Genomic DNA, 21,657 nt, shown 5'->3' with positions numbered 1-21,657 from the left:
AGGAGTCCTCGCTCTCAAATCGCCACTGGCGCAACGCGGTGCAACGGTCTATCTATGATTTCGTCACAGAACGCCGAAACGATCAGTACGCGCGACGGTCGCCGCCACAGGCTGAGTCCGGCACTCGTGCTGCTGGTGACCGCCGCGATATTGGGTGTTGCCACCAGGGCGGAGGCTCTGCCGCCTGCTCCGTCCGGGACCGACTGGGACGCCATCGCCGCCTGCGAGTCCGGCGGCAACTGGAAGGCGAACACCGGCAACGGCCATTACGGCGGACTGCAGTTCAAACAGTCCAGCTGGGTCGCCGCCGGTGGACTGAAGTACGCCCCGCGTGCCGACCTGGCCACCCGCAAGGAACAGATCGCCGTGGCCAGGCGCCTCGCCGCCCTGCAGGGCATGTCCGCGTGGTCCTGCGCGCGAGTGCGCGCCGACGCGCTCAGGGATGACTGGTGAGATAACCGCCCATGGACGTGAAGTACTCCGTCGCGCCCAACTCCCGGCCGTCCTCCGTCCGTACGCGTGTGATGGCCAGCCCGTGGTTGCGGCCGGTGCGGGCGTCGGCTCCCGCGACGACGACCACGCCGTCGCCCTCGCGATAGAAGATGCGGCCGGGCGTACCGCCGTAGCGGCCCTCGGAGACCACGGCGGCGAGGACCTCGAGTCGCTTGCCCTTGTGGAAGGCGTAGGCGCTGGGGTAGGGCTCGGACTGGGCGCGGACCAGGCGCTGGAGGTCCTCCGCCGGCCAGGTCCAGTCGATGCGGCTGTCCTCGAGGGACCGCTTGTGGAAGAAGCTGGCCTGTGAGCGGTCCTGCTCGGTGAACTCCGTCTGCCCCGCGGCGATGAGGGCGAGCGCGCCGATGGTGACCGGGGCGATGAGGTCGACGGTCTTGTGGAAGAGGTCGGTGGCGGTGTCCGCCGGCCCGACCGGCACCGCCTCCTGCCGGACGATGTCGCCGGCGTCGAGTTCGTCGTTCATCATGTGCGCCGTGACGCCCACTTCGGACTCGCCGTTGATCAAGGCCCAGATCAGCGGGGAGAACCCGGCGTACTTCGGCAGCAGCGAGTCGTGCACGTTCAGGGTGCCGTGGCGCGGGAGGCCGAAGATGCGCGGCGGGATCCAGGTGCGCCAGTTGTTCGCCACGATGATGTCCGGGTCGGCCTCCTTGAGGCGCTGGAACAACTCGTCGTCGTCCGGGCGGTTGCGGATCACCACCGGAACGCCGTGCTCCTCCGCGAGGTCGGCCACGGAGTCGTTCCAGATCTTCTCGTACGCGTGCTCGCTCTTGGGGTGTGTCACCACGAGGACCACGTCGTGTTCGGAGTCCAGTAGGGCTTGCAGGGTGCGGTGCCCCCAGGTCTGGTAGCCGAACATGACGACCCGCATGGGCTTCCTCCTCGAGGCAGGGATGGACCGGGGGCAAGTAAAGCAAGGCTAGCCTAAGTGCACAACAGGCCCTTGTGGCCGCGCACTTGAGAGCTTAGGCTCACCTAAGTTCTCGGTTTGCCGCTCCGTCGGCGTGCCCGCTCCTCGTACTTTCCCCACGCCTGACAGGCGACCGCCCCGCACGATGGGAGAGACATGTCACGGGTTCTTCCTGGTGACGCAACACCGGTACACGACCTCATCGGCATCGGCTTCGGGCCGTCCAATGTGGCCATGGCGATCGCGATCGGCGAGCACAACGCACAGGCCGGAGACCAGGAGGTGATCACCGCCCGCTTCTTCGAGCAGCAGCCCTCCTTCGGCTGGCACCGCGGCATGCTCATCGACGACGCGACCATGCAGGTCTCCTTCCTCAAGGACCTGGTGACGCTCCGGAACCCGGCCAGCGAGTTCAGCTTCCTCTGCTACCTGAAGAGCAAGGGACGGCTGATCGACTTCATCAACCACAAGAACCTCTTCCCCCTGCGGGTGGAGTTCCACGACTACTTCGAGTGGGCCGCGGCCCAGGTCGGGGACATGGTCTCCTACGGTCACGAGGTCGTCGGCGTCACGCCGGCAGTCCGGGACGGAGCGGTGGAGCACCTGGAGGTGACGGTCCGGTCGGGGGAGGGGCTCATCGTCCACCGGGCCCGCAACCTCGTCATCGGCACCGGACTGCGTCCCCTCATGCCGGAGGGCGTGGAGCGCGGCGACCGCGTCTGGCACAACTCCGAGCTACTGGCGAGGGTCGACGAGCTGGAGGGCACCGCGCCCTCGCGGTTCGTCGTCGTGGGCGCGGGCCAGAGCGCCGCCGAGAACGTCGCCTACCTGCACCGCCGCTTCCCCGAGGCCGAGATCTGCGCCGTCTTCTCCCGCTACGGCTACAGCCCCGCCGACGACAGCAGCTTCGCCAACCGGATCTTCGACCCCGGCGCGGTCGACGAGTACTTCGCGGCGCCCGAGAACGTCAAGCGCCGGCTCATGGACTACCACGGCAACACGAACTACTCCGTGGTGGACATCGACCTGATCGACGACCTGTACCGGCAGATGTACCGGGAGCAGGTCCTCGGCACCGAGCGGCTTCGCTTCCTCAACGTGTCACGGCTCACCGACGTCAAGGAGACGCCGGCCAAGGTCCGTGCCACCGTGACGTCCCTCGTCACGGGCGACGAGACACCGCTCGACGCGGACGTCGTGGTCTTCGCCACCGGCTACAGCCCCGCCGACCCGCTCGGTCTCCTCGGTGAGGTCGCCGACCACTGCCTCCGCGACGACGCCGGCCGCGTCCGCGTCGAGCGCGACTACCGCGTCGCGACCGACCCCCGCCTGCGCTGCGGCATCTATCTGCAGGGCGGCACGGAGCACACCCACGGCATCACGTCGTCCCTGCTGTCCAACACCGCCGTCAGGGTCGGCGAGATCCTCGACTCGCTGCTCGACCGGGGCCTGAGGTCCGCCGCCGGGGCCCGGACGGTCGCCGACGGGACCGGCAGCGCCGCCCGTTAGTCCGCGGCCAGAGGATGACGTACGTCGACATGAGCACGACCGCAGTCGAGCGCCCCGCGCTCAGGGGAACAACACCGGCCCGCCGGCGACGGGTCGTGGGTCTGTGCACGCTGGTGGTGGTCCTCGTGATCGCGGGAGCGGTCTCGCTGGCCGTCGGTGCGCGCGCGTTGAGTCCCGCCGAGGTGTGGCACGGGCTCTTCGCGGCGCCCGACTCCGACCAGCGGCACACCGAGATCAGGCTCATCGTCCAGACCGTACGGGTGCCCCGGACGGTGCTCGCGATCGTGGCGGGCATCGCCCTGGGGGTCGGCGGTGCGCTGATCCAGGGGTACACGCGCAACCCGATCGCCGACACGGGCCTGCTGGGGGTGAACACCGGGGCCTCGTTCGCCGTGGTGTCGGTGATCGCGCTGTTCGGGCTCACCGACCCGTTCCAGTACGTCTGGTTCGCCTTCCTGGGGGCCGCGGCGGCCGGCGTCGTCGTGTTCGGGCTCGCGAGCGTCGGCCGGGGAGCCGGCAACCCGCTGACGCTCGCCCTGGCCGGGCAAGGGGTCGCGGTGTTCCTCGCGGCGATGACCACGGCGGTCGCGCTGTCGGACCAGGAGTCCCTGAACGCGCTGCGGTTCTGGAACGCGGGCTCGGTGGCCGGCGTCGGCTTCGACGTCATCTGGCCGGTGACCGGATTCATCGCGGCCGGGCTGGTGTTGGCGCTGACCACGCTGCCCGCCATCAACCTGCTGAACCTGGGTGACGATGTGGCCCGGGGTCTCGGGGTCAACATCGCGCTCAGCCGGACCGTCGGCATCACCGCCATCACGTTGCTGGCGGGCGCGGCGACGGCGGCCTGCGGTCCCATCGCGTTCCTCGGGCTCATGGTCGCCCACGTGGCCCGCCATCTGACAGGGCCGGACTATCGCTGGCTGGTGCCCTACGCCGGTCTGCTCGGCGCCGTCGTCCTGCTGGTCTGCGACCTCGTGGGCCGGCTGGTGGTGCGGCCGGGCGAGTTGGACGCGGGTGTCCTCGTCGCTCTCCTCGGTGCCCCGTTCTTCGCGGGGCTGGTGTGGCGCGGAAAGTTCAAGAACGCATGAACGGAACGGGTGTGCAGCCGAACGGGGCGGATGTGAAGGCATCGGTGGTGCCGGGCGTGCGGTTCGCAGGGGTGTCCTTCGTCTGGCGCCCCTGGGTCGTGCTCGTCACCCTGCTGCTGGCGGCGGTGGCCTTCCTGGTCTTCTGCCTGTCCATCGGCGTCGGTGACTTCCCCATCGGACTGCCCCAGGTGATCGCCACACTGCTCGGCCGGGGTGAGCGGGTCGACGAGTTCGTCATCATGGACCTGCGGATGCCGCGCGCCCTGGCCGGGCTCGTGGTGGGGATCGCGCTGGGGGTGTCAGGAGCGATCACACAGTCCGTCGCACGCAATCCGCTGGCCAGCCCGGACATTCTGGGGATCACCGGGGGCGCCGGTGCGGTCGCCGTGTTCCTGGTGACGGTGTCGGGCGGGGCCGCCTCGGCGGTCATCGACTCCGTCGGCCTGTCCGCGGCGGCGCTCGCGGGCGGACTGGGCACGGGGCTGCTGGTGTACTTCCTGGCGTGGCGGCGCGGGATCGACGGTTTCCGGCTCATCCTCATCGGCATCTCGGTGAGCGCCGTGATGGAGGCGATCACGACCTGGCTGCTGGCCACGGCCGACATCAGGGACGTGGCCCGGGCCCAGGCGTGGCTGGTCGGTTCGCTGGACGACCGGTCCTGGGGCGAGGTCCGCGTCGCGATCTGGGGCGCGGTCGTCCTCCTCGTCGTCGTGGCGTGTGCCGCCTTCCAGTTCAAGCCGATGCACCTCGGGGACGACGTCGCGGCGGGTCTGGGCGTCCGGTATTCGCGGGTGCGTGCGGTCCTGTTGCTGTGCGCGGTGCTGCTGGCCGGTGTGGCGGTGAGCGCGGCCGGGCCGGTCCCGTTCGTCGCCTTGGTGGCGCCGCAGGTGGCCATGCGGCTGGCCAGGTGCCCGACGCCGCCGATGGTGGCGTCCGGGGTGGTGGGAGCCCTGCTGCTGACCGGCGCGGATCTGGTCGCGCGCACGGCACTGCCGATCAGCCTCCCGGTCGGTGTGGTCACCGCAGCGATCGGCGGCCCCTTCCTCGTGTATCTGCTGGTTCGGGCGAACCTCAGATAGCCGGTAAAAGGTCAGGAAGCGTGAACGGAGGGGGACTTGTGGGCGCTCAGCACACAACGACAACCGAGATCGAGTCCGGAGTCGTCGACGCCGCACGGCTGGCGGCCGAGGGCGTCACGGTCGGGTACGGCGCCCGGACGGTCATCGAGGATCTCGACGTGGCCATCCCGTCAGGGGTCGTCACCACGATCATCGGTCCCAACGGCTGTGGGAAGTCGACCCTGTTGCGGACCCTGTCCCGGCTGCTCAAGCCGGCCAGGGGCACGGTCGTCCTGGACGGCGACGACATCGGCAGGCTCCGGACCAGGGACGTGGCGAAGAAGCTCGGCCTGCTGCCGCAGGCGCCGGTCGCGCCGGACGGGCTGACGGTGTCCGACCTGGTCGCCAGGGGCCGTCATCCGCACCAGAGCTGGCTGCGGCAGTGGTCGTCGGACGACGCCGCCGTCGTGGAGCGCGCGCTGGCCATGACCGGGGTGTCCGACCTGGCCGATCGCCCGGTGGATTCCCTGTCCGGGGGACAGCGCCAACGCGTCTGGATCTCCATGACGTTGGCCCAGGGGACCGACCTGCTCCTGCTGGACGAGCCGACCACCTACCTGGATCTGGCACACGCCATCGACGTGCTCGACCTGGTCGACGACCTGCACGAGTCGGGGTGCACCGTGGTCATGGTGCTGCACGACCTCAACCTGGCCGTGCGCTACAGCGACAACCTCGTGGTGATGAGGGACGGTTCGATCCTGGCGCAGGGGCACCCACGTGACGTGATCACCGCAGAGCTGCTGCACGAGGCGTTCGGACTGCGCGCCAAGGTGATCGACGACCCGGTCGGTGACCGGCCGCTCATCGTGCCCATCGGCCGCGCCCACGTTCAACTGCCCTAGATCATACGCATGTTGGAGAAGTTAGGCTAGGCTAACCTCATCCGCTCACGCTAAGGTGTGCCTGCCCTTAGACGGGAGTGCAGCGGACAGCGCGAAAGCAAGGGGAAAGCGGATGCTCCTCACCAGAACGACGCGGACGAAGCCCTGGCGGCGATGGGCGGCCGTCCTGTCCGCCGCCACGCTCGGCGTCGGCCTCCTCGCGGGATGCGGCTCAGACTCGTCCGACTCCGCGGACAAAGCGAGCAGCGGCAACTCGGCCGCCGCCGGCGGCGCGTTCCCGGTCACGGTGGAGCACGCGTTCGGATCCACAAAGATCACCAAGGCCCCCGAACGGGTCGTCACCGTCGGCTACACGGACGACCAGACCGTCCTGGCGTTCGGCACCAAGCCGGTCGGCATGGTCGACCAGTACCCGAACCCGGCGGGCAAGAGTCCCGACATCAACACCCAGTGGCCCTGGGTGAAGGACAAGTGGGGCAGCACCCGGCCCGAGGTCGTCATGAAGAACGGCGACTCCGGCCCCAACTACGAGAAGATCGCCGCCCTGCGCCCCGACCTCATCATCGCGGTCTACTCCGAGGTCGACCGGGCCGCCTACGACAAGCTCTCCAGGATCGCTCCGACCGTCGGCCGCACCAAGGGGGAGAAGGAGCCCTTCAGCGCACCCTGGCAGGACAACGCCCTGCAGATCGCCAAGGCCCTCGGCAGGGCCGAGGAGGGCGAGAAGATGATCGCGGACGTGCAGGACCAGCTCGCCGCGGCCAAGAAGGCACACCCCGAGTTCGCCAGGGAAACCGCCGTCGCGCTGTCCTGGTACGAGAACTCGGTGGCGCCGTTCACCTCCACCGACGTGCGCGGACGCCTGGTGTCGGGCATCGGCTTCCCGTACCGGACCGAGATCGACAAGGTCGCGGACGGCAGCTTCTACACCAAGCTCTCGCCCGAACGCATCGACCTGGTCGACGTCGACCGCATTTTCGTCATCAACGACACGGCGGACACGGCGGCGCTGAAGAAGTTCAAGCTGTTCACCAACCTGGACGCGGTCAAGAACGGCAAGGTGTCCTACCTGCCGGACAGTGAGGGCTCGGCCGTCGGCGCGGCCATCTCGCAAGGCACCCTGCTCTCCATGCCGTACGCGATCGACGAGCTCGTCAAGTCGGCCGGCCAGGTGTGAGCACCACCGACACGCGCGTCGCCCCGGCGGCCCTGCGCACGGCGACCGGACGCGACGCCGGCCGATGGGTCGCGGCGCACTGCCGCGAGGCGCCCTGGCTGACGGCCGCCACCGTCCTCACCACGGTGGCCGGGGCGGCGCTCCAGGTCCTCCCCGTGCTCCTGCTCGGCCGTGTGGTCGACGGGGTCGTCGAGGGCGCGTCCCGCTCCGTCCTGGTCACGATCGGGGCGCTGATGGTGGCCGCGGCCCTGCTCGGCGCGGCCGCCACCGCGGTCTCGACCTACCTGATCGGGCGGCTCGGCGCGGAGCTGCTCGCGCGGCTGCGCGAAGGCGCCGTCCGGGCGGTGCTCGGGATGCCGAGCGCACGAGTCGAGCAGGTCGGCCGGGGAGACGTCCTCTCCCGGGTCGGTGACGACGTGGCCGTCATCTCCAAGGGCATCCGTTCGGCCGTCCCCACGGTGTTCTCGGCGGGCGTGCTGGTCGTCATCGCCACGGTCGGCATGTTCGGGCTGGACTGGCGGCTCGGCCTGGCCGGCGCCGGCGCGCTGCCCGCGTACGCCCTGGCCCTGCGCTGGTACCTCCCCCGTTCCGCCCCGCTCTACCGGAAGCAGCGGGCCGCCCAGGCCGACCGGGCACAGGCCCTGATCAGCGGCCTCAACGGTATCGACACGGTCCGGGCCTACCGCCTCGAAGGCGCCTTCCGCGAGAAGGTCACCGAGGAGTCGTGGCGGGTGCGCGACCTCGGCATCGAGGTGTTCCGGTTCTTCGGCCGATTCGTCGGCAGGGAGAACCGCGCCGAGTTCATCGGGCTCGTCCTGATCCTCGTGGTGGGATACGCCCTGCTGGAGGCCGATGCCGCCAGCCTGGGCGAGGTGTCGGCGGCCCCGCTGCTGTTCCACCGGCTGTTCTTCCCGCTCGGCGCCATCATGTTCACCTTCGACGAGGCCCAGAAGTCGGGCGCCGGCCTGACCCGGCTCGTCGGCGTGCTGGAGGAGCCCACCGAGGACCGGCTGGTCGGCGACACGAGCGTCGAGTGGCCGGACGCCGGGCCGTACCCGGTGACGGTGGAGGGCCTGACGTTCCGCTATCCCGGCGGCGCGGAGCCGGTGCTGCGGGACGTCAGCCTGACGATCCCGGCCGGCGGTTCGCTCGCGCTGGTGGGGGCGACGGGCGCGGGCAAGACGACCCTGGCCGCGCTGATCGCGGGCATCGGGACCCCGGAGGCCGGGTCGGTGCGCGTCGGGTCGACCGACCTCGCCGGTCTGGACGAGGCCGGGGCACGCGCCTTGGTCAGCATCCTGACGCAGGAGACCCACGTCTTCTCCGGCCCGCTCGCCGACGACCTGCGGCTGGCCGCACCGGAGGCGACCGACGCCGACCTGCGGGACGCACTGCGCACGGTCGGCGCCGACGGCTGGGTCGAGGCGCTCCCCGACGGGCTGAACACCCCGGTCGGCGAGGGCGGGGAGCGCCTGGACGTCACCAAGGTCGCCCAGATCGCTCTGGCCCGCTTGGTGCTGGGCCGCGCGCCGGTCGTGGTGCTCGACGAGTCGACGGCGGAGGCGGGCAGCGAAGGAGCAGCCGAGCTGGAGCGGGCCGTGCTGGCCGCGTGCTCGGGCCGCACCACGTTGTTCGTGGCGCACCGGCTGACCCAGGCCATGGCGGCGGACCGGATCGCGGTGCTGGACGCGGGACGTGTGGTGGAGCAGGGAACGCACGAGGAACTGGTGGCTCTGGGCGGCCGGTACGCACGACTGTGGCGGGCCTGGCGCGAGGGCAGTTGAGCAACCCCTGAAGTGAGTCGGTCCGACTTTCCCACGGTGGAAGGAACGCGGAGTCTTCGATGAAGGAACCGAGCGCTCGTCACGTACTGCTGTCCCCCGGACAACTGGCCGCCGTACGCCGGCGCATCGGCGACCATCCCGACCGGATCATCGCCGAGGCGTCCGCCATCGGACTGTCCTACTGGGCGACCGGTCTCGGTCCCGACGGCATCGACCTCACGCCCGGCACACTCTTCACCGAGGTCCTCGGGTGGGTGGACAACGGCGGCGACGGGCCCGGAGGCTGGGAGGTCGGCCCGGACGGCCGGAGCATCGCCGTGCCGGACGGGGTCGCGCTCGCAGACGCGCAACTCGCACTGGACGACCTGGCAAACTTCCCGGACCGGCCCCTCGGGACCATCGGCCCGTCGAGCGCGGCGGCGAGGCTCACGGCCCTGGCCGAGTGGAACGACACCCGGGCCGACCGGATCCGCCCGACCATCGTGGAGATGTTCCGCGAGCAGGCGCGGGCCAGACCCGACGCCATCGCCGTCGTCGACGAACGCCGCTCACTGACCTATCGCCAGACAGCGGAACTCTCCGGACAGTTGGCCCACCACCTGATCGAACGAGGACTCACCACCGAACAGGTCGTCGGCATCTCGCTCGGCCGTTCCGCCGAGATGGTGATCGGCCTGCTCGCCGTGCTCCAGGCGGGCTGTGCGTTCGTGCCGCTCGATCCCCAGTGGCCCGCAGCGCGCCGGGCCGTCGTCATCGAGGACGCCCGGGTCGTGGTGCAGCTCGACGACTCGGGCGAGCCCCACCCGGACGAACCGGAAGCCGTGGCCGTCGACCTGGACGACTGGAGGTTCGGTTCCTACCCCACCGAGGGCCCCGACGTCACCGTCCACGGCGACTCCCTGGCGTACGTCATCTTCACGTCCGGGTCGACCGGGCGGCCCAAGGGGGCGATGATCCGGCACGCGGCCATCAGCGAACGCCTGCTGTGGCAGGTCGACGAGATCCTCGGCTTCGGCCACGACGACGCGTCCCTGTTCAAGGCACCGCTGTCCTTCGACATCTCCATCAACGAGATCTTCCTGCCGCTGGTGAGCGGCGCCCGCCTGGTGGTGTTGCGGCCCGGCGGCGAACGGGACCCGCACCACCTGCTGAGCGTGATCGCCGAACAGCGCGTCACCTTCACGTACCTGGTCTCGTCCATGCTGGACGTACTGCTGGAGATCGCCGGCGACTCCGGGAAGCTGGACAGCCTGCGGCACGTGTGGTGCGGCGGCGAGGTGCTGACCCCGGAGCTGTACGAGCGGTTCCGCACCAAGCTCGACATTCCCATGTACCACGGCTACGGCCCGGCCGAGACGACGATCGGCGTCTCGCACGTCATCTACCGGGGCGCGGCGGAACGCCTGTCCACGTCGATCGGCAAGGCCAACCCCAACACCCAGCTGTACGTGCTGGACGACGAGCTGCGCCCCGTCCCGGTCGGAGTCGGCGGCGAACTCTACGTCGGCGGATTCCTCCTGGGGCGCGGCTACGTGGGCGCCCCAGGCCTGACGGCCTCCAGGTTCGTCGCGAACCCCTTCGCCGACGACGGCTCCCGGCTGTACCGCACCGGTGACCTCGCGCGGTTCGCCCCGGACGGTTCGCTGGACTTCCTCGGACGGGCCGACAACCAGATCAAGATCCGTGGCATGCGGCTGGAGATCGAGGACGTCGAGGTCGGTCTCGCGGAGCACCCCGGCGTACGGCACACCTGCGTCGTCGCGAAGAAGAACACGGTGGGCGGCACCTACCTCGTGGGGTACGTCATCCCGGCCGCCGGGCAGGAGGACCTGCGCGCGCAGGAGGTCAAGGCGTGGGCCGCCCAGCACATGGTCGAGTACATGGTGCCCGCCCACATCGTCGTCATGACGGAGTTCCCGCTCACCGCGAACGGCAAGCTCGACCGGAACGCCCTGCCCGAGCCCACCACCGGAACGGGCGAGCTGATCCGGCCCACGACCGAGAACGAGCGCGCGGTGGCAGCCGCGGTCGCGGCGGTGCTGCGACTCGAAGAGGTCGGTGTCGACCAGGACTTCTTCCAGCTCGGCGGAGACAGCATCCTGGCGATCTCGCTGCTGGGCGCGCTGCGCGACACCGGCCTGCACGTCACGGCACGGCAGATCTTCACCCACGGCACCGTGGGGGCCCTGGCGGCGGTGGCGAGCCGTGAGGACAGCGCCACGGTGGACCACCGCGACGTCGCCACCGGCCCCGTCGTCGGCTCACCTGTCGTGCAGTGGCTGGGCGAGACCACGGACGCGATCGACGGCTTCGTCCAGTCCGTCGTGCTGAACACCCCGGCAGGCCTCACCGCCGACGCCCTCGACGCGATCCTCACCGCGCTGCTCCGCCGGCACGACATGCTGCGGGCCAGGCTGGTGCGCGGCGACCGCTTCGGCTTCGACATACCGGAGGCCGGCCCGGCCGTCGCGCCGTGGCAGGAGTGCGACCTGCCGCTCGACGAGTGCGTCGCGCACGCCACCGCCGGGCTCGACCCGACGGGCGGCGTGATGCTGCGTGCCGTCTGGCGCCGCGCGGCACGGCAGCTGGTCCTGGTCGCCCACCACGTGGTGATGGACGGCGTGTCCTGGCGGATCCTGATCGAGGACCTGGCCACGGCATGGCGGCAGTTCACCTCGGGCACACCGGTCGAACTGCCCCCGGCGGGCACGTCGTTCCGGCGCTGGACACAGCTGCTGGAACGTGCGGCGTTCGACGCGGACAGCTCCTACTACCGGCGTCCCCTGCCAGGTGCCGACGAACCGGTCGGCAGACGTGCCCTGTCGGCGGCCGACACCGTCGCACGGGAACGGACACGCACCGTCTCGGTCGGCCCGGACGTCACGGCCGCCCTGCTGGGCGAGATCCCCGCCAAGTTCCACGCCGGAGTCAACGACGTCCTGCTGACCGCGCTCGCCGTCGCCCTCGCCCGCCGGCGCCGAGACCTCGGGCAGACGCAGACCTTCGCGCACATCGAACTCGAAGGACACGGCCGCGAGGGACAGTTCGTGGCGGACTCCGCCGGGTTCGAACCGGAACTGTCCAGGACCGTCGGCTGGTTCACCACCCTGTTCCCCGTCATCGTGGACCCCGGTGCGGCGGCCGACCTCACGGCACCCGAGTACCTGGCCGCCGCGCTCAAGAGGGTCAAGGAAAACCTCGCCGAGGTACCGGACAACGGCGTCTCCTACGGCGCCCTGCGCTACCTCACCCACACCGAGTTCGACGCGCCGGCCCCGCAGGTCCTCTTCAACTACCTGGGCCGCTTCGACGCGGGCGCCCCGGGGGACTGGCAACTCGCCCGCATCACCGGCCAGCTGGGCGAGAAGCGCGACCCGCGCATGCGCCTGCCGCGCCCCCTGGAGTTCAACGCCATCGCCGAACCAGCCGACACCGGCGCGTACGAACTGGTCACCACCCTCTCCTGGCCCGACGGCATGTTCACCGACGAGGGCCTCGCGGCCCTCGCCGGCTACTTCCGGGCGGCCCTGACCGGGCTGGCCGCGCTCGACCGGGGCGGCCACTCGCCCAGCGACTTCCCCCTGGTGCCGCTCACCCAGGCCGACGTCGACGACCTGGACGGCCCGGCACTGCGGGACGTCCTGCCGTTGACCCCGCTGCAGGAGGGCCTCTACTTCCACTCGGTCTTCGACGACGACTCCACGGGCGCCTACGTCGAGCAGCAACTCCTCACCCTGGACGGCGACGTGGACGCCGACCGGCTCGCGGCCGCGGCCACCCGCCTGCTCACCCTGTACCCGAACCTGGCCGCGCGGTTCGTGGCGCTCGCAGACGGCCGCGTGGTCTCCGTGCTGGAGAGCGGTGTCGAGGCGCCCTTCACCACGCTGGACCGCCCCGGCATCACCGACACCGAGCTGCGCTACCTCGCAGAGCGGGACCGCCGCGCGGGATTCGACCTGGCCACCGGCCCGCTGATGCGATACACGCTCATCCGCAGGGGCTCCGGCCGCCACGTCCTCGTGCAGACCGTGCACCACATCATCGCCGACGGCTGGTCGGTGCCGCCGATGCTCCGCGCGCTGCTGGCCGAGTATCACGCGCCGGGAACCTTGTACCCGGCCGGCGGCTTCTGCGACTACGTCCACTGGCTCGCTGGACGGGACGACGACGAGAGCGATCGCGTCTGGCGCGAGCAACTCGCCGGCCTGCCCGGCCCTTCCCTGGTCGCCGAAGGACACACCCCGTCCGACCGGTTGACCGAGACCGCCGCGCTGCCGGAGGACGACATCGACGCCGCCGCCCGGTCGGCCGGCGTACCGCTGAGCGTCGCCGTGCACAGCGCCTGGGCGGTGACACTGGGCGGCATCCTGCACAGCACCGACGTGGTCTTCGGCTCGACCGTGTCCGGACGCGACGCCGATGTGCCCGGCATCGAGGACATGGTGGGGCTGTTCATCAACACGATCCCCGTGCGGGCCGGCTGGACCGGTACGACCACGGCGGACGATCTGCTCGCCTCGGTACGCGAACACCAGAACGCGGTGCTCCCGCACCAGCACGTCTCGCTGGCGAGGATCGGCCGCCAGGCCGACGCCGGCTCCCTGTTCGACACCCTGGTGGTGTTCGACGTCACGACCGACACCGGCACTCTGCGGCGTCCGGGCGACACCCTCGTCATCACCGGAATCGTGAACGAGGGCGCCCCCCACTACCCGTTGACGCTGGTGGTGGAACGCACACGCGACGGCCGTCCGCGCTTCAACCTGATCTACGACGGTGAGCTGCTGCGCGAGGCGACCGCCCGGGCACTCCTGCGTACGTTCTCCTCGACCCTCACCGCCCTGCTCACCCGGCCGGACACCCTGGTCGACGAGCTGGCGCCCGAGAAGGGGAGGCTGCCCGCGCCGACCACTCCGACCACCCTGGGCGCACTGTTCGACGCCTGCGCACAGCGTGCCCCGGCGTCCACCGCTGTCACGCAGTGCGATCTCGACGGTGGCACCCGGTCAATGTCGTACGGCGAACTGGCCGACGCGAAGGGCGACTTGGCCTCGGCCCTGCGTACGGCCGGTGTGGGCCCGGGCCGGCGGGTCGCCGTCGCCGTCCCGCGCTCGCTGGAGCAGGTCGTCGCCCTGGTCGCCGTCGTCAGCGCCGGCGGCGCTACGTGCCGCTGGACCTGGCCTACCCGGACGAACGGCTGGAGTACATCCTCGCCGACTCCGCTCCACAGGTCGTCCTCGTCGCCCCCGACCAGCGGGACCGTTTCACGGAACTGCTGGCCAGAGCGGGTGTGTCGGCACGCGTACTCGTCCAGGGAGACAATCCGCCGGTGGGGGCGACCACTGAGACGGAAGTGAGCCCGCACGACCCCGCCTACGTGATCTACACCTCCGGATCCACCGGACGGCCCAAGGGCGTCGTCGTCCCGCACTCCAGCGTGGTGACCCTGCTCGCCAACACCCAGCCCGACATGGACTTCGGCCCGCACGACGTGTGGGTCCAGTTCCACTCCTTCTCCTTCGACTTCGCGGTCTGGGAGCTGTGGGGCGCCCTGGCGTACGGCGGTGAACTGCTGGTGCCCGAGTACGGGCTGACCCGCTCCCCGGTCGACTTCCACCAGCTGGTCCGAGAACGCGGGGTGACCGTGCTCAACCAGACGCCCTCGGCGTTCTACCAGTTCATCGAGGCCGACCGGCACGCCGGCGAGCCGCTCCCCGCCCTGCGCCGGATCATCTTCGGCGGTGAGGCCCTGGACCTCGGGCGGTTGCGCACCTGGACAGAGCGGCACGGCACCGCCTCGCCCGAGCTGGTCAACATGTACGGCATCACCGAAACCACCGTCCACGTCACCCACCGGGTGCTGACCGACGAGGACTTCGCACGCGGCAGGGACGTCAGCCCGATCGGCGGCCCGATCCCCGGCCTGGTCACCTACCTGCTCGACGACCGGCTCCGCCCCGTGCCGCCGGGCCGGGTGGGTGCCATCTACGTCGCCGGCGACCAGGTGTCGCTCGGCTACCTCGGCAGGCCGGGGCTCACGGCGGGACGGTTCGTCGCGGACCCGTTCGCCGGGGACGGCTCCCGCATGTACCACACGGGCGACCTCGCCCGCCGGAACCTCGACGGCGATCTGGAGTTCATCGGCCGGGCCGACGACCAGGTGCAGTTGAAGGGCTTCCGCGTCGAACTGGGCGAGGTGGAGTCCGCGGTGCGGGAACTCGACGGTGTGGTCGATGCGGCTGTCACGGTGGCGCACAGCGGCGATCACCTCGTCGCCCATGTGGTGGGCCGGGTGCCGGAAGATTTCGCGGCCCGGCTGTCGGAAAAGCTGCCGGTGCACATGGTCCCGGGCCGAGTGCTGCCGGTCGAGGCCCTGCCCCTGACGGTCAACGGCAAGCTGGACCAGAACGCCCTGGCCGAGCACGCCCGCAGGGGCGCGGGACCGTATCGGAACGCGGCTCCGCCGCGGGGCGCGACCAGCCACGACGCGCCCGCAGGTGAAGACGCGACGCTTGCCACGCTGATCGGAATCTTCGCTCAGACGCTGCCCGACTCCTCAGCGCACGCCGACACCGACTTCTTTCGCGCCGGAGGCGACAGCATCATCGCCATCACGGTCGTGAACAGGGCCCGAACACTCGGCCTGCCGATCTCGCCCCGGGACGTGTTCCTGTTCAAGACCCCCCGTGCACTCGCCGAGCACCTGAGGACACAGGCCCCCCAAGCCGAGATCGCCCCCACCGTTCGCGATGAGGGCCCGCTCCCCCCGACCCCGATCATCCTGCGCCAGCGCGAACTGGGTGGCTCACTCGCTCGATTCGCCCAGGCCAGGGCAGTGAGCGCCCCCGAGGGCACCGGCTTCACGGATGCCCAGCGCGCCGCGAACGCCCTCGTCGCCACGCACCCGGCCCTGCGGCTGAGGCTCCGCACCGACCACGGCGTATGGACCCTGCGCACCGAACCCGTCCGCCCGATCACCGTCGTACGGCCGGACACGACCGACCCCACGACGGCGGCGAACGAGGCCGCCGGACGCCTCGACCCCGAGTCCGGGGACATCGTCGCGTTCTCCTGGCTGGAGTCGACCCGGACCCTCGTCGTCACCGTGCACCACCTCGCCGTCGACTCGGTGTCCTGGCTGATCCTGCTGGACGACCTGGCCACCGGCCTGCGCGGGGAGCCCCTGCCGCCACCGACCACGTCCTACGCCGAGTACGCCGAAGCGCTGACGCTCAGGTCCGCCCACGCGATCGACGACCTCGGACAGTGGGTCAGCACCCTCCGGGCCCCCGCGCTGCTGCCCGCCGTCGACGCTCTGCGCGAGACCACGGTCGTCCTCGCCCCCGACGTGAGCGACCGCGTGACCCGCACCGCGCCCGCCGCACTCGGCATCGGTCTCACCGAGTTGCTCTGCGGCGCCCTGCGCAGCGCGCTGACCCGCGTCCAGCCGACCCCCACCGACCTCGCGATCGAGCTGGAGCGACACGGCCGGGTCCCGCTCCTCGGACACCACGACTACACCCGCACGGTTGGCTGGTTCACCGCCATCGCGCCCGTACGGCTCACCGTGCACACCGACCCCGTCGCCGCCGCCCGCGAGCTCGCCGAACGCCGGCCGGACGAGACCGCGCACGTCGCGTACGGCCTGCTCCGGTACCTCGACCCGCAGACGGCACCGCTGCTCACCGCCCGCCCGCAGGTCCTGTTCAACTACCTCGGCAGGGGCAGCGAGTCCCAGGCGCTGCACATCACCGGTGGCGACCAGGGCAGCCCGTACGCCGTCGAGGTCAACGCGTGGCTCGACGAGGACACCGGAAGCCTGCACGCGGCCTTCACCCTCGCCGAGGGCGTCCCCGACGAGATCACCGAGCACTGGCTCGGCGCCCTGCACGGCATCGCGGACGCCTCCGCGACCGCCGAGCGCACGGCCCCGGTCACCCCGCTCCAGCGAGGCCTGTTCTTCCAGGCGCAGATGACGGGTCCGGCCGGGCACTACGTCGCGCAGAGCTGGTTCACGTTCGACCGGCGCCTGGACACCGACGCCCTGGCCGAGGCGATGGCGTACGTCATCGCCCGGCACCCGGTCGTGGGTGCCGGCTTCACCACCGACGACGACGGAAACCCGGTCCAGGTCCTCGCGCCCGGCCGCCGCGTCGACGTCCGTAAGATCGCCCTGTCCACGGAGGCGGAAGTCGACGCCCTGCGGGTCCGCGACCGGGACACGGGATTCGACCCGGCCGAGCCGCCGCTGATCAGGATGACCGTGGTGCGGCTGCCCGACGACCGTGACGGCCTGCTGCTGAGCTACCACCTGCTGCTGTGGGACGGCTGGTCCCGCGAGATCGTGCTGCGGGACCTGTTCGACGCCTATCGAGCCGTCCTCGCGGGCGAGCCGCCGGTGCCGACCCCGGCCACGCCGAGCTTCGAGGACCACGCGCGGGCGCTCCACGCCAAGGACCCGGCCGTGTCGGAACGCTTCTGGGCCGAGCACCTGGCAGGGCTTCCCGGCCCGACGCTGCTCGCGGGACCGGCACCGGCCCTCTCCGACGACCTGCCGCGCGCCCTCGTGCACACCCTGTCCGCCGAGCGATCGGAGCTGCTGCGGGAAGCGGCGAGGGCGCACGGCGTCACGCTCAACGCGGTGCTGACCGGTGCGTTCGGCCTGCTGCTGGGAGCTCGCACGGGCCGCGGCGACGCCGTGTTCGGCGTGACCGTCTCCGGCCGGGAGGGCGAGGGGCTGTCCGGCATCGTCGGCGTGCTGCTCAACACCGTGCCCACGTGGACGCGGGCCCGGCCGGACGACACGGTCCGGGAGTACCTGTCGGCCGTACAGGCGGCCAGGGTCGAGGCGATGGAGCACGAGCACCTCGGGCTCGGCGAGATCCAGCGGGCCGGCGGGCACGACACCCTCTTCGACAACCTGTTCGTGCTCCAGAACTTCCTGGACGTGGACGCCTTCGCCGAGATGAACGCCAGGCACGGCATCACCTCGGTGCGGGCCGACGACTCCACCCACTATCCGTTCACCTGGGTCGTCACACCCGGCGACCGGCTCACCGTCAAGCTGGAGTACCGCGACGAGGACGACGAGAACGCCCGGCGCCTCCTCGACGACTACCTGCGCGTCCTCGAAGACCTGGCGCGGGCGACCGGACCCGTCGGCGCCTTGCCGGGGCTGGGGCCCTGGCCCCGGCCGGGTGAACGGACGGACATCGGCACGGACACCGTCGTCGACCGGTTCGACCGGGCCGCCGACCGTGACCCGCGACGGGTGGCGCTCGTCGCCCACGGCTCTACCATGACCTTCGCCGAACTGCGCGACCGCAGCCGCGCGGTGGCGGGTGTGCTCGCACAGCGTGGCATCGGCCCGGAGACGACCGTGGGACTCGCGGTCCCACGCTCCCTCGACTCGATCGTGGCACTGTTCGCCGTACTGCGTGTCGGTGCCGCGTACGTGCCGCTGGAGCTGGACCACCCGGACGAGCGGATCGCCGCGATCGTCGAGGACGCCCGCCCGGACGTGATCCTCACGGTGCGCGCGGTGTCGCCACGGCTGACCGGCGATCTGCTCGAACTGGACCGGCCCCTCCCCGCGGCCGAGCCGTTCGTGACGTTCGCGCCGGACGACCCCGACCGGCTCCGGCACCCCGCGTACACGATCTACACCTCCGGCTCGACCGGGAGGCCCAAGGGCGTGGTGACCGAGTACGCCGGTCTCACCAACATGCTGATCAACCATCAGCGCCGTATCTTCGAACCTGTGCTGGCCGAGCACGGGCACCGGGTCTTCCGTGTCGCGCACACCGTGTCGTTCGCGTTCGACATGTCATGGGAGGAACTGCTGTGGCTGGCCGACGGGCACGAAGTGCACATCTGTGACGAGGAGTTGCGCCGTGACGCGCCCCGCCTCGTCGAGTACTGCCTGGAGCACGGCATCGACGTCGTCAACGTGACGCCGACGTACGCGCAGCAACTCGTCGCCGAGGGGCTGCTCGACAACCCGGAGCGGCGGCCGGCGCTGGTACTCCTCGGCGGTGAGGCCGTCACACCGGCGCTGTGGCAGCGCCTCGCCGAGACCGAGGGGACGGTGGGCTACAACCTGTACGGCCCCACCGAGTACACCATCAACACCCTCGGCGTCGGCACCTTCGAGTGCCAGGACCCGGTGGTGGGGGTGGCGATCGACAACACGGACGTGTACGTGCTGGACCCGTGGCTGCGGCCGCTGCCGGACGGTGTACCCGGAGAGCTGTACGTGTCGGGCGTCGGCATCGCGCGCGGCTACCTCGGGCAGCCGGCGCAGACCGCCCACCGGTTCGTGGCCTGCCCGTTCGGCGCCCCGGGCGAGCGCATGTACCGCACGGGGGACCTGGTGGCCCGCAGGCCCGACGGGAACCTGATGTACCTGGGCCGCACCGACCAGCAGGTCAAGATCCGCGGTCACCGGGTCGAACTCGGCGAGGTCGAGGCGGCGTTCGCCGCGCATCCCGCGGTGCGGTTCGCCGCCGCGGTCGCCCAGCCCGCCCCGCAGGTCGACGGGGCGTACCGGCTGGCCGCCTACCTCGTGCTGGACGGCGCGGAGCCGGCGACGGTCGCCGCCGAAGTGGGCGCCGCGCTCCCTGACTTCCTGCGCCCGACGCACTACGCCCAGGTCGACGGCATCCCGCTCACGGTGAACGGGAAGGCTGACACGAAGGCGTTGCCGGAGGCCAAGCCGTTGGGCGCGCTGACCACGGCGGGGGAGCGGGGCCCGAGGACCGAGACCGAGGCCGTGGTGTGCGAGTTCTTCGCCGAGGCCCTGGACCTGGACGACGACGAGGTGAGCGCGGTGAGCGACTTCGTGTCCCTGGGGGGACACTCCATGCTGGCGGTACGACTCATCGGACTGCTCCGCCGCGAGTACGGACCGGTGATCACGATCCGAGACCTGTTGACCCTGCGCACCCCGGAAGCGATTGCCCACCACCTCGATGACCAGTCCTGACACGCAGCGGCCCCGCCCGGGGTCCGACATCCTCCGCACCGCTCTGCGCCGCAACCTCGGCGCCATGGTCTGGGGCACCGTCCTCATGGGTCTGTACCAGGCCGGTGAGACCGCCTTCCCGATCGCGCTCGGCCTGATCGTCGAACACACCATGCGGGACCGGAACCTCGGCTCGCTGGGCCTGTCGATCGCCGCGCTGGCCGTGATCATCACGACCGTGTCGCTGTCGTGGCGGTTCGGGATGCGCATCCTGCAGAAGGCCAACACGACCGAGGCGCACCGCTGGCGGGTGCGGGTCGCCGCCTGCGGACTCCAGCCGGTGGCCCGGGACGTCGACCTCAAGTCCGGTGAGGTGCTGACCATCGCCACGGAGGACGCCGACCAGACCGCCGACATCATCGAGGTGGTGCCGCTGCTGATCAGTTCGCTGGTCGCGGTGGTCGTCGCGGCGCTCGCGCTGGGCCTGGCCGACGTCCGGCTCGGCCTGCTGGTGATCGTGGGAACCGTGGCGATCCTGTCGATCCTGAGCGTGCTGTCCAGGCGGATCGGCTCCAGCACCCAGGAACAGCAGGCCCGTGTGGCGCGGGCGGGCGCGAAGGTCGCCGACCTGATCACCGGCCTGCGTCCGCTGCACGGCTTCGGCGGCAACCACGCCGCGTTCCGGTCCTACCGGAAGGTCAGCACGGAGGCGAAGCTCCAGGCGATCACCGTCGCCAAGGTGAACGGCGCGTACGCGGGCGCCGCACTGGCCCTCAACGCGGTCCTCGCCGGTGCCGTGACCCTGACGGCCGGCTGGCTGGCGTTCGACGGACAGATCGGCATCGGCGAACTCGTCATGGCCGTGGGACTCGCGCAGTTCATCATGGAACCGCTCAGGCTGTTCTCCGAGATGCCGAAGTACGTGATGATCGCGCGCGCCTCCGCCGCGCGGATGGCTCTGGTCCTGACCGCGCCGCCGGTCAGCACCCCGGGACCGGAACGCCCCGCCGCGGGCGGGAACCTGGAGCTCGACGGCGTCCGGTACGGAACCCTGCGCGATCTCAAGTTCCAGGTCTCCGCAGGGGAGTTCGTGGCGATCGCCGCCTACCGGCCGCGCGAGGCGGCGGACCTCGCGTCGGTCCTGGCCGGGCACGTCCCGCCCGGCGCGTACGAGGGAGCGGTACGGGTCGGCGGGCGGGAACTCGCGGACCTGTCGATCGAGGCGGTCCGCGAGCACATGCTGGTGAACCCGTACGACGGCGAGATCTTCGCGGGCACCCTCCGCACGAACATCGACCCGTCGGGCACCAGCCGGACCGTCCCCGAGGCCGTGGAGGCGTCCATGCTGACGGATGTCGTCGCCCTCCACCGGGACGGACTCGACCACGGTGTCCGCGACCGCGGCGCCAACCTCTCCGGCGGGCAACGCCAACGGCTCTCCCTGGCACGGGCGTTGGCGGCCGACATGGACATCCTCGTACTGCACGACCCGACGACGGCCGTCGACGCGGTCACCGAACAGCTCATCGCGCGCAACGTCGCGAAGCTGCGCCGGGGCCGCACCACCGTCGTGATCACCAGCAGCCCGGCGCTGCTGGACGCGGCCGACCGGGTCCTCGTCCTCGACGACGGGGCGGTCACGGCCGAGGACACGCATCGCAACCTCCTCGCCACCGACGAGGACTACTGTCTGGCGGTGGCGCGGTGACCCGGCCCGCTAGGGCCTGTCGTTTGGATCAGGTCGGCCGAG

General features: G+C 71.1%; 9 protein-coding genes and 1 pseudogene. 9 read left to right on the top strand and 1 reads right to left on the bottom strand.

From position 1 onward, the window contains the following. Window positions 1–54 precede the first annotated feature (54 nt). Complete coding sequence (locus SSQG_RS02995; protein WP_003988207.1) at window positions 55–453, top strand: transglycosylase family protein; 399 nt, start codon at window positions 55–57, stop codon at window positions 451–453. On the opposite strand, the gene SSQG_RS02990 is transcribed toward SSQG_RS02995, so the two are convergent. Continuing rightward, window positions 437–1,384, bottom strand: a complete 948-nt coding sequence (locus SSQG_RS02990; protein ID WP_003988206.1) for a methionyl-tRNA formyltransferase — start codon at window positions 1,382–1,384, stop codon at window positions 437–439. The genes SSQG_RS02995 and SSQG_RS02990 overlap by 17 nt on opposite strands. Before the next feature lie 195 nt (window positions 1,385–1,579). On the opposite strand from SSQG_RS02990, the gene SSQG_RS02985 reads away from it, so the two are divergent. The 8 genes and pseudogenes from SSQG_RS02985 to SSQG_RS02950 all read left to right on the top strand — a co-directional run bounded on the left by SSQG_RS02985 (window position 1,580) and on the right by SSQG_RS02950 (window position 21,615). After that, window positions 1,580–2,932, top strand: coding sequence for a lysine N(6)-hydroxylase/L-ornithine N(5)-oxygenase family protein (locus SSQG_RS02985; protein WP_003988205.1), 1,353 nt, complete (start codon window positions 1,580–1,582; stop codon window positions 2,930–2,932). 29 nt (window positions 2,933–2,961) lie between these two features. Then, window positions 2,962–4,020, top strand: coding sequence for a FecCD family ABC transporter permease (locus tag SSQG_RS02980; RefSeq protein ID WP_052310430.1), 1,059 nt, complete (start codon window positions 2,962–2,964; stop codon window positions 4,018–4,020). Further along, window positions 4,017–5,099: a FecCD family ABC transporter permease gene (locus SSQG_RS02975; protein ID WP_039931830.1), complete on the top strand. Its 1,083-nt coding sequence runs from the start codon at window positions 4,017–4,019 to the stop codon at window positions 5,097–5,099. Before SSQG_RS02980 ends, SSQG_RS02975 begins: the two co-directional genes overlap by 4 nt. Window positions 5,100–5,137: 38 nt before the next feature. Further along, complete coding sequence (locus SSQG_RS02970) at window positions 5,138–5,983, top strand: ABC transporter ATP-binding protein (RefSeq protein ID WP_003988202.1); 846 nt, start codon at window positions 5,138–5,140, stop codon at window positions 5,981–5,983. 112 nt (window positions 5,984–6,095) lie between these two features. Then, entirely contained in the window at window positions 6,096–7,160 is a 1,065-nt protein-coding gene (locus SSQG_RS02965) for an iron-siderophore ABC transporter substrate-binding protein (protein ID WP_003988200.1), read from the top strand. Then, window positions 7,157–8,944 carry an ABC transporter ATP-binding protein gene (locus SSQG_RS02960; RefSeq protein WP_039931829.1) on the top strand — a complete coding sequence of 596 codons (1,788 nt, stop codon included), beginning with the start codon at window positions 7,157–7,159 and terminating at the stop codon, window positions 8,942–8,944. Before SSQG_RS02965 ends, SSQG_RS02960 begins: the two co-directional genes overlap by 4 nt. 59 nt (window positions 8,945–9,003) lie before the next feature. After that, window positions 9,004–19,928 (top strand): annotated as a pseudogene (locus tag SSQG_RS02955) (amino acid adenylation domain-containing protein). Beyond that, window positions 19,915–21,615: an ABC transporter ATP-binding protein gene (locus SSQG_RS02950; RefSeq protein WP_039931828.1), complete on the top strand. Its 1,701-nt coding sequence runs from the start codon at window positions 19,915–19,917 to the stop codon at window positions 21,613–21,615. Before SSQG_RS02955 ends, SSQG_RS02950 begins: the two are co-directional and overlap by 14 nt. Window positions 21,616–21,657: the final 42 nt, after the last annotated feature.

The sequence above is a fragment of the Streptomyces viridochromogenes DSM 40736 genome, assembly GCF_000158955.1.
GTDB classification, from domain to species: domain Bacteria; phylum Actinomycetota; class Actinomycetes; order Streptomycetales; family Streptomycetaceae; genus Streptomyces; species Streptomyces venetus.
Note: the sequence above shows the minus strand (reverse complement) of the source record. Positions and strands in the feature narration are given on the sequence as shown.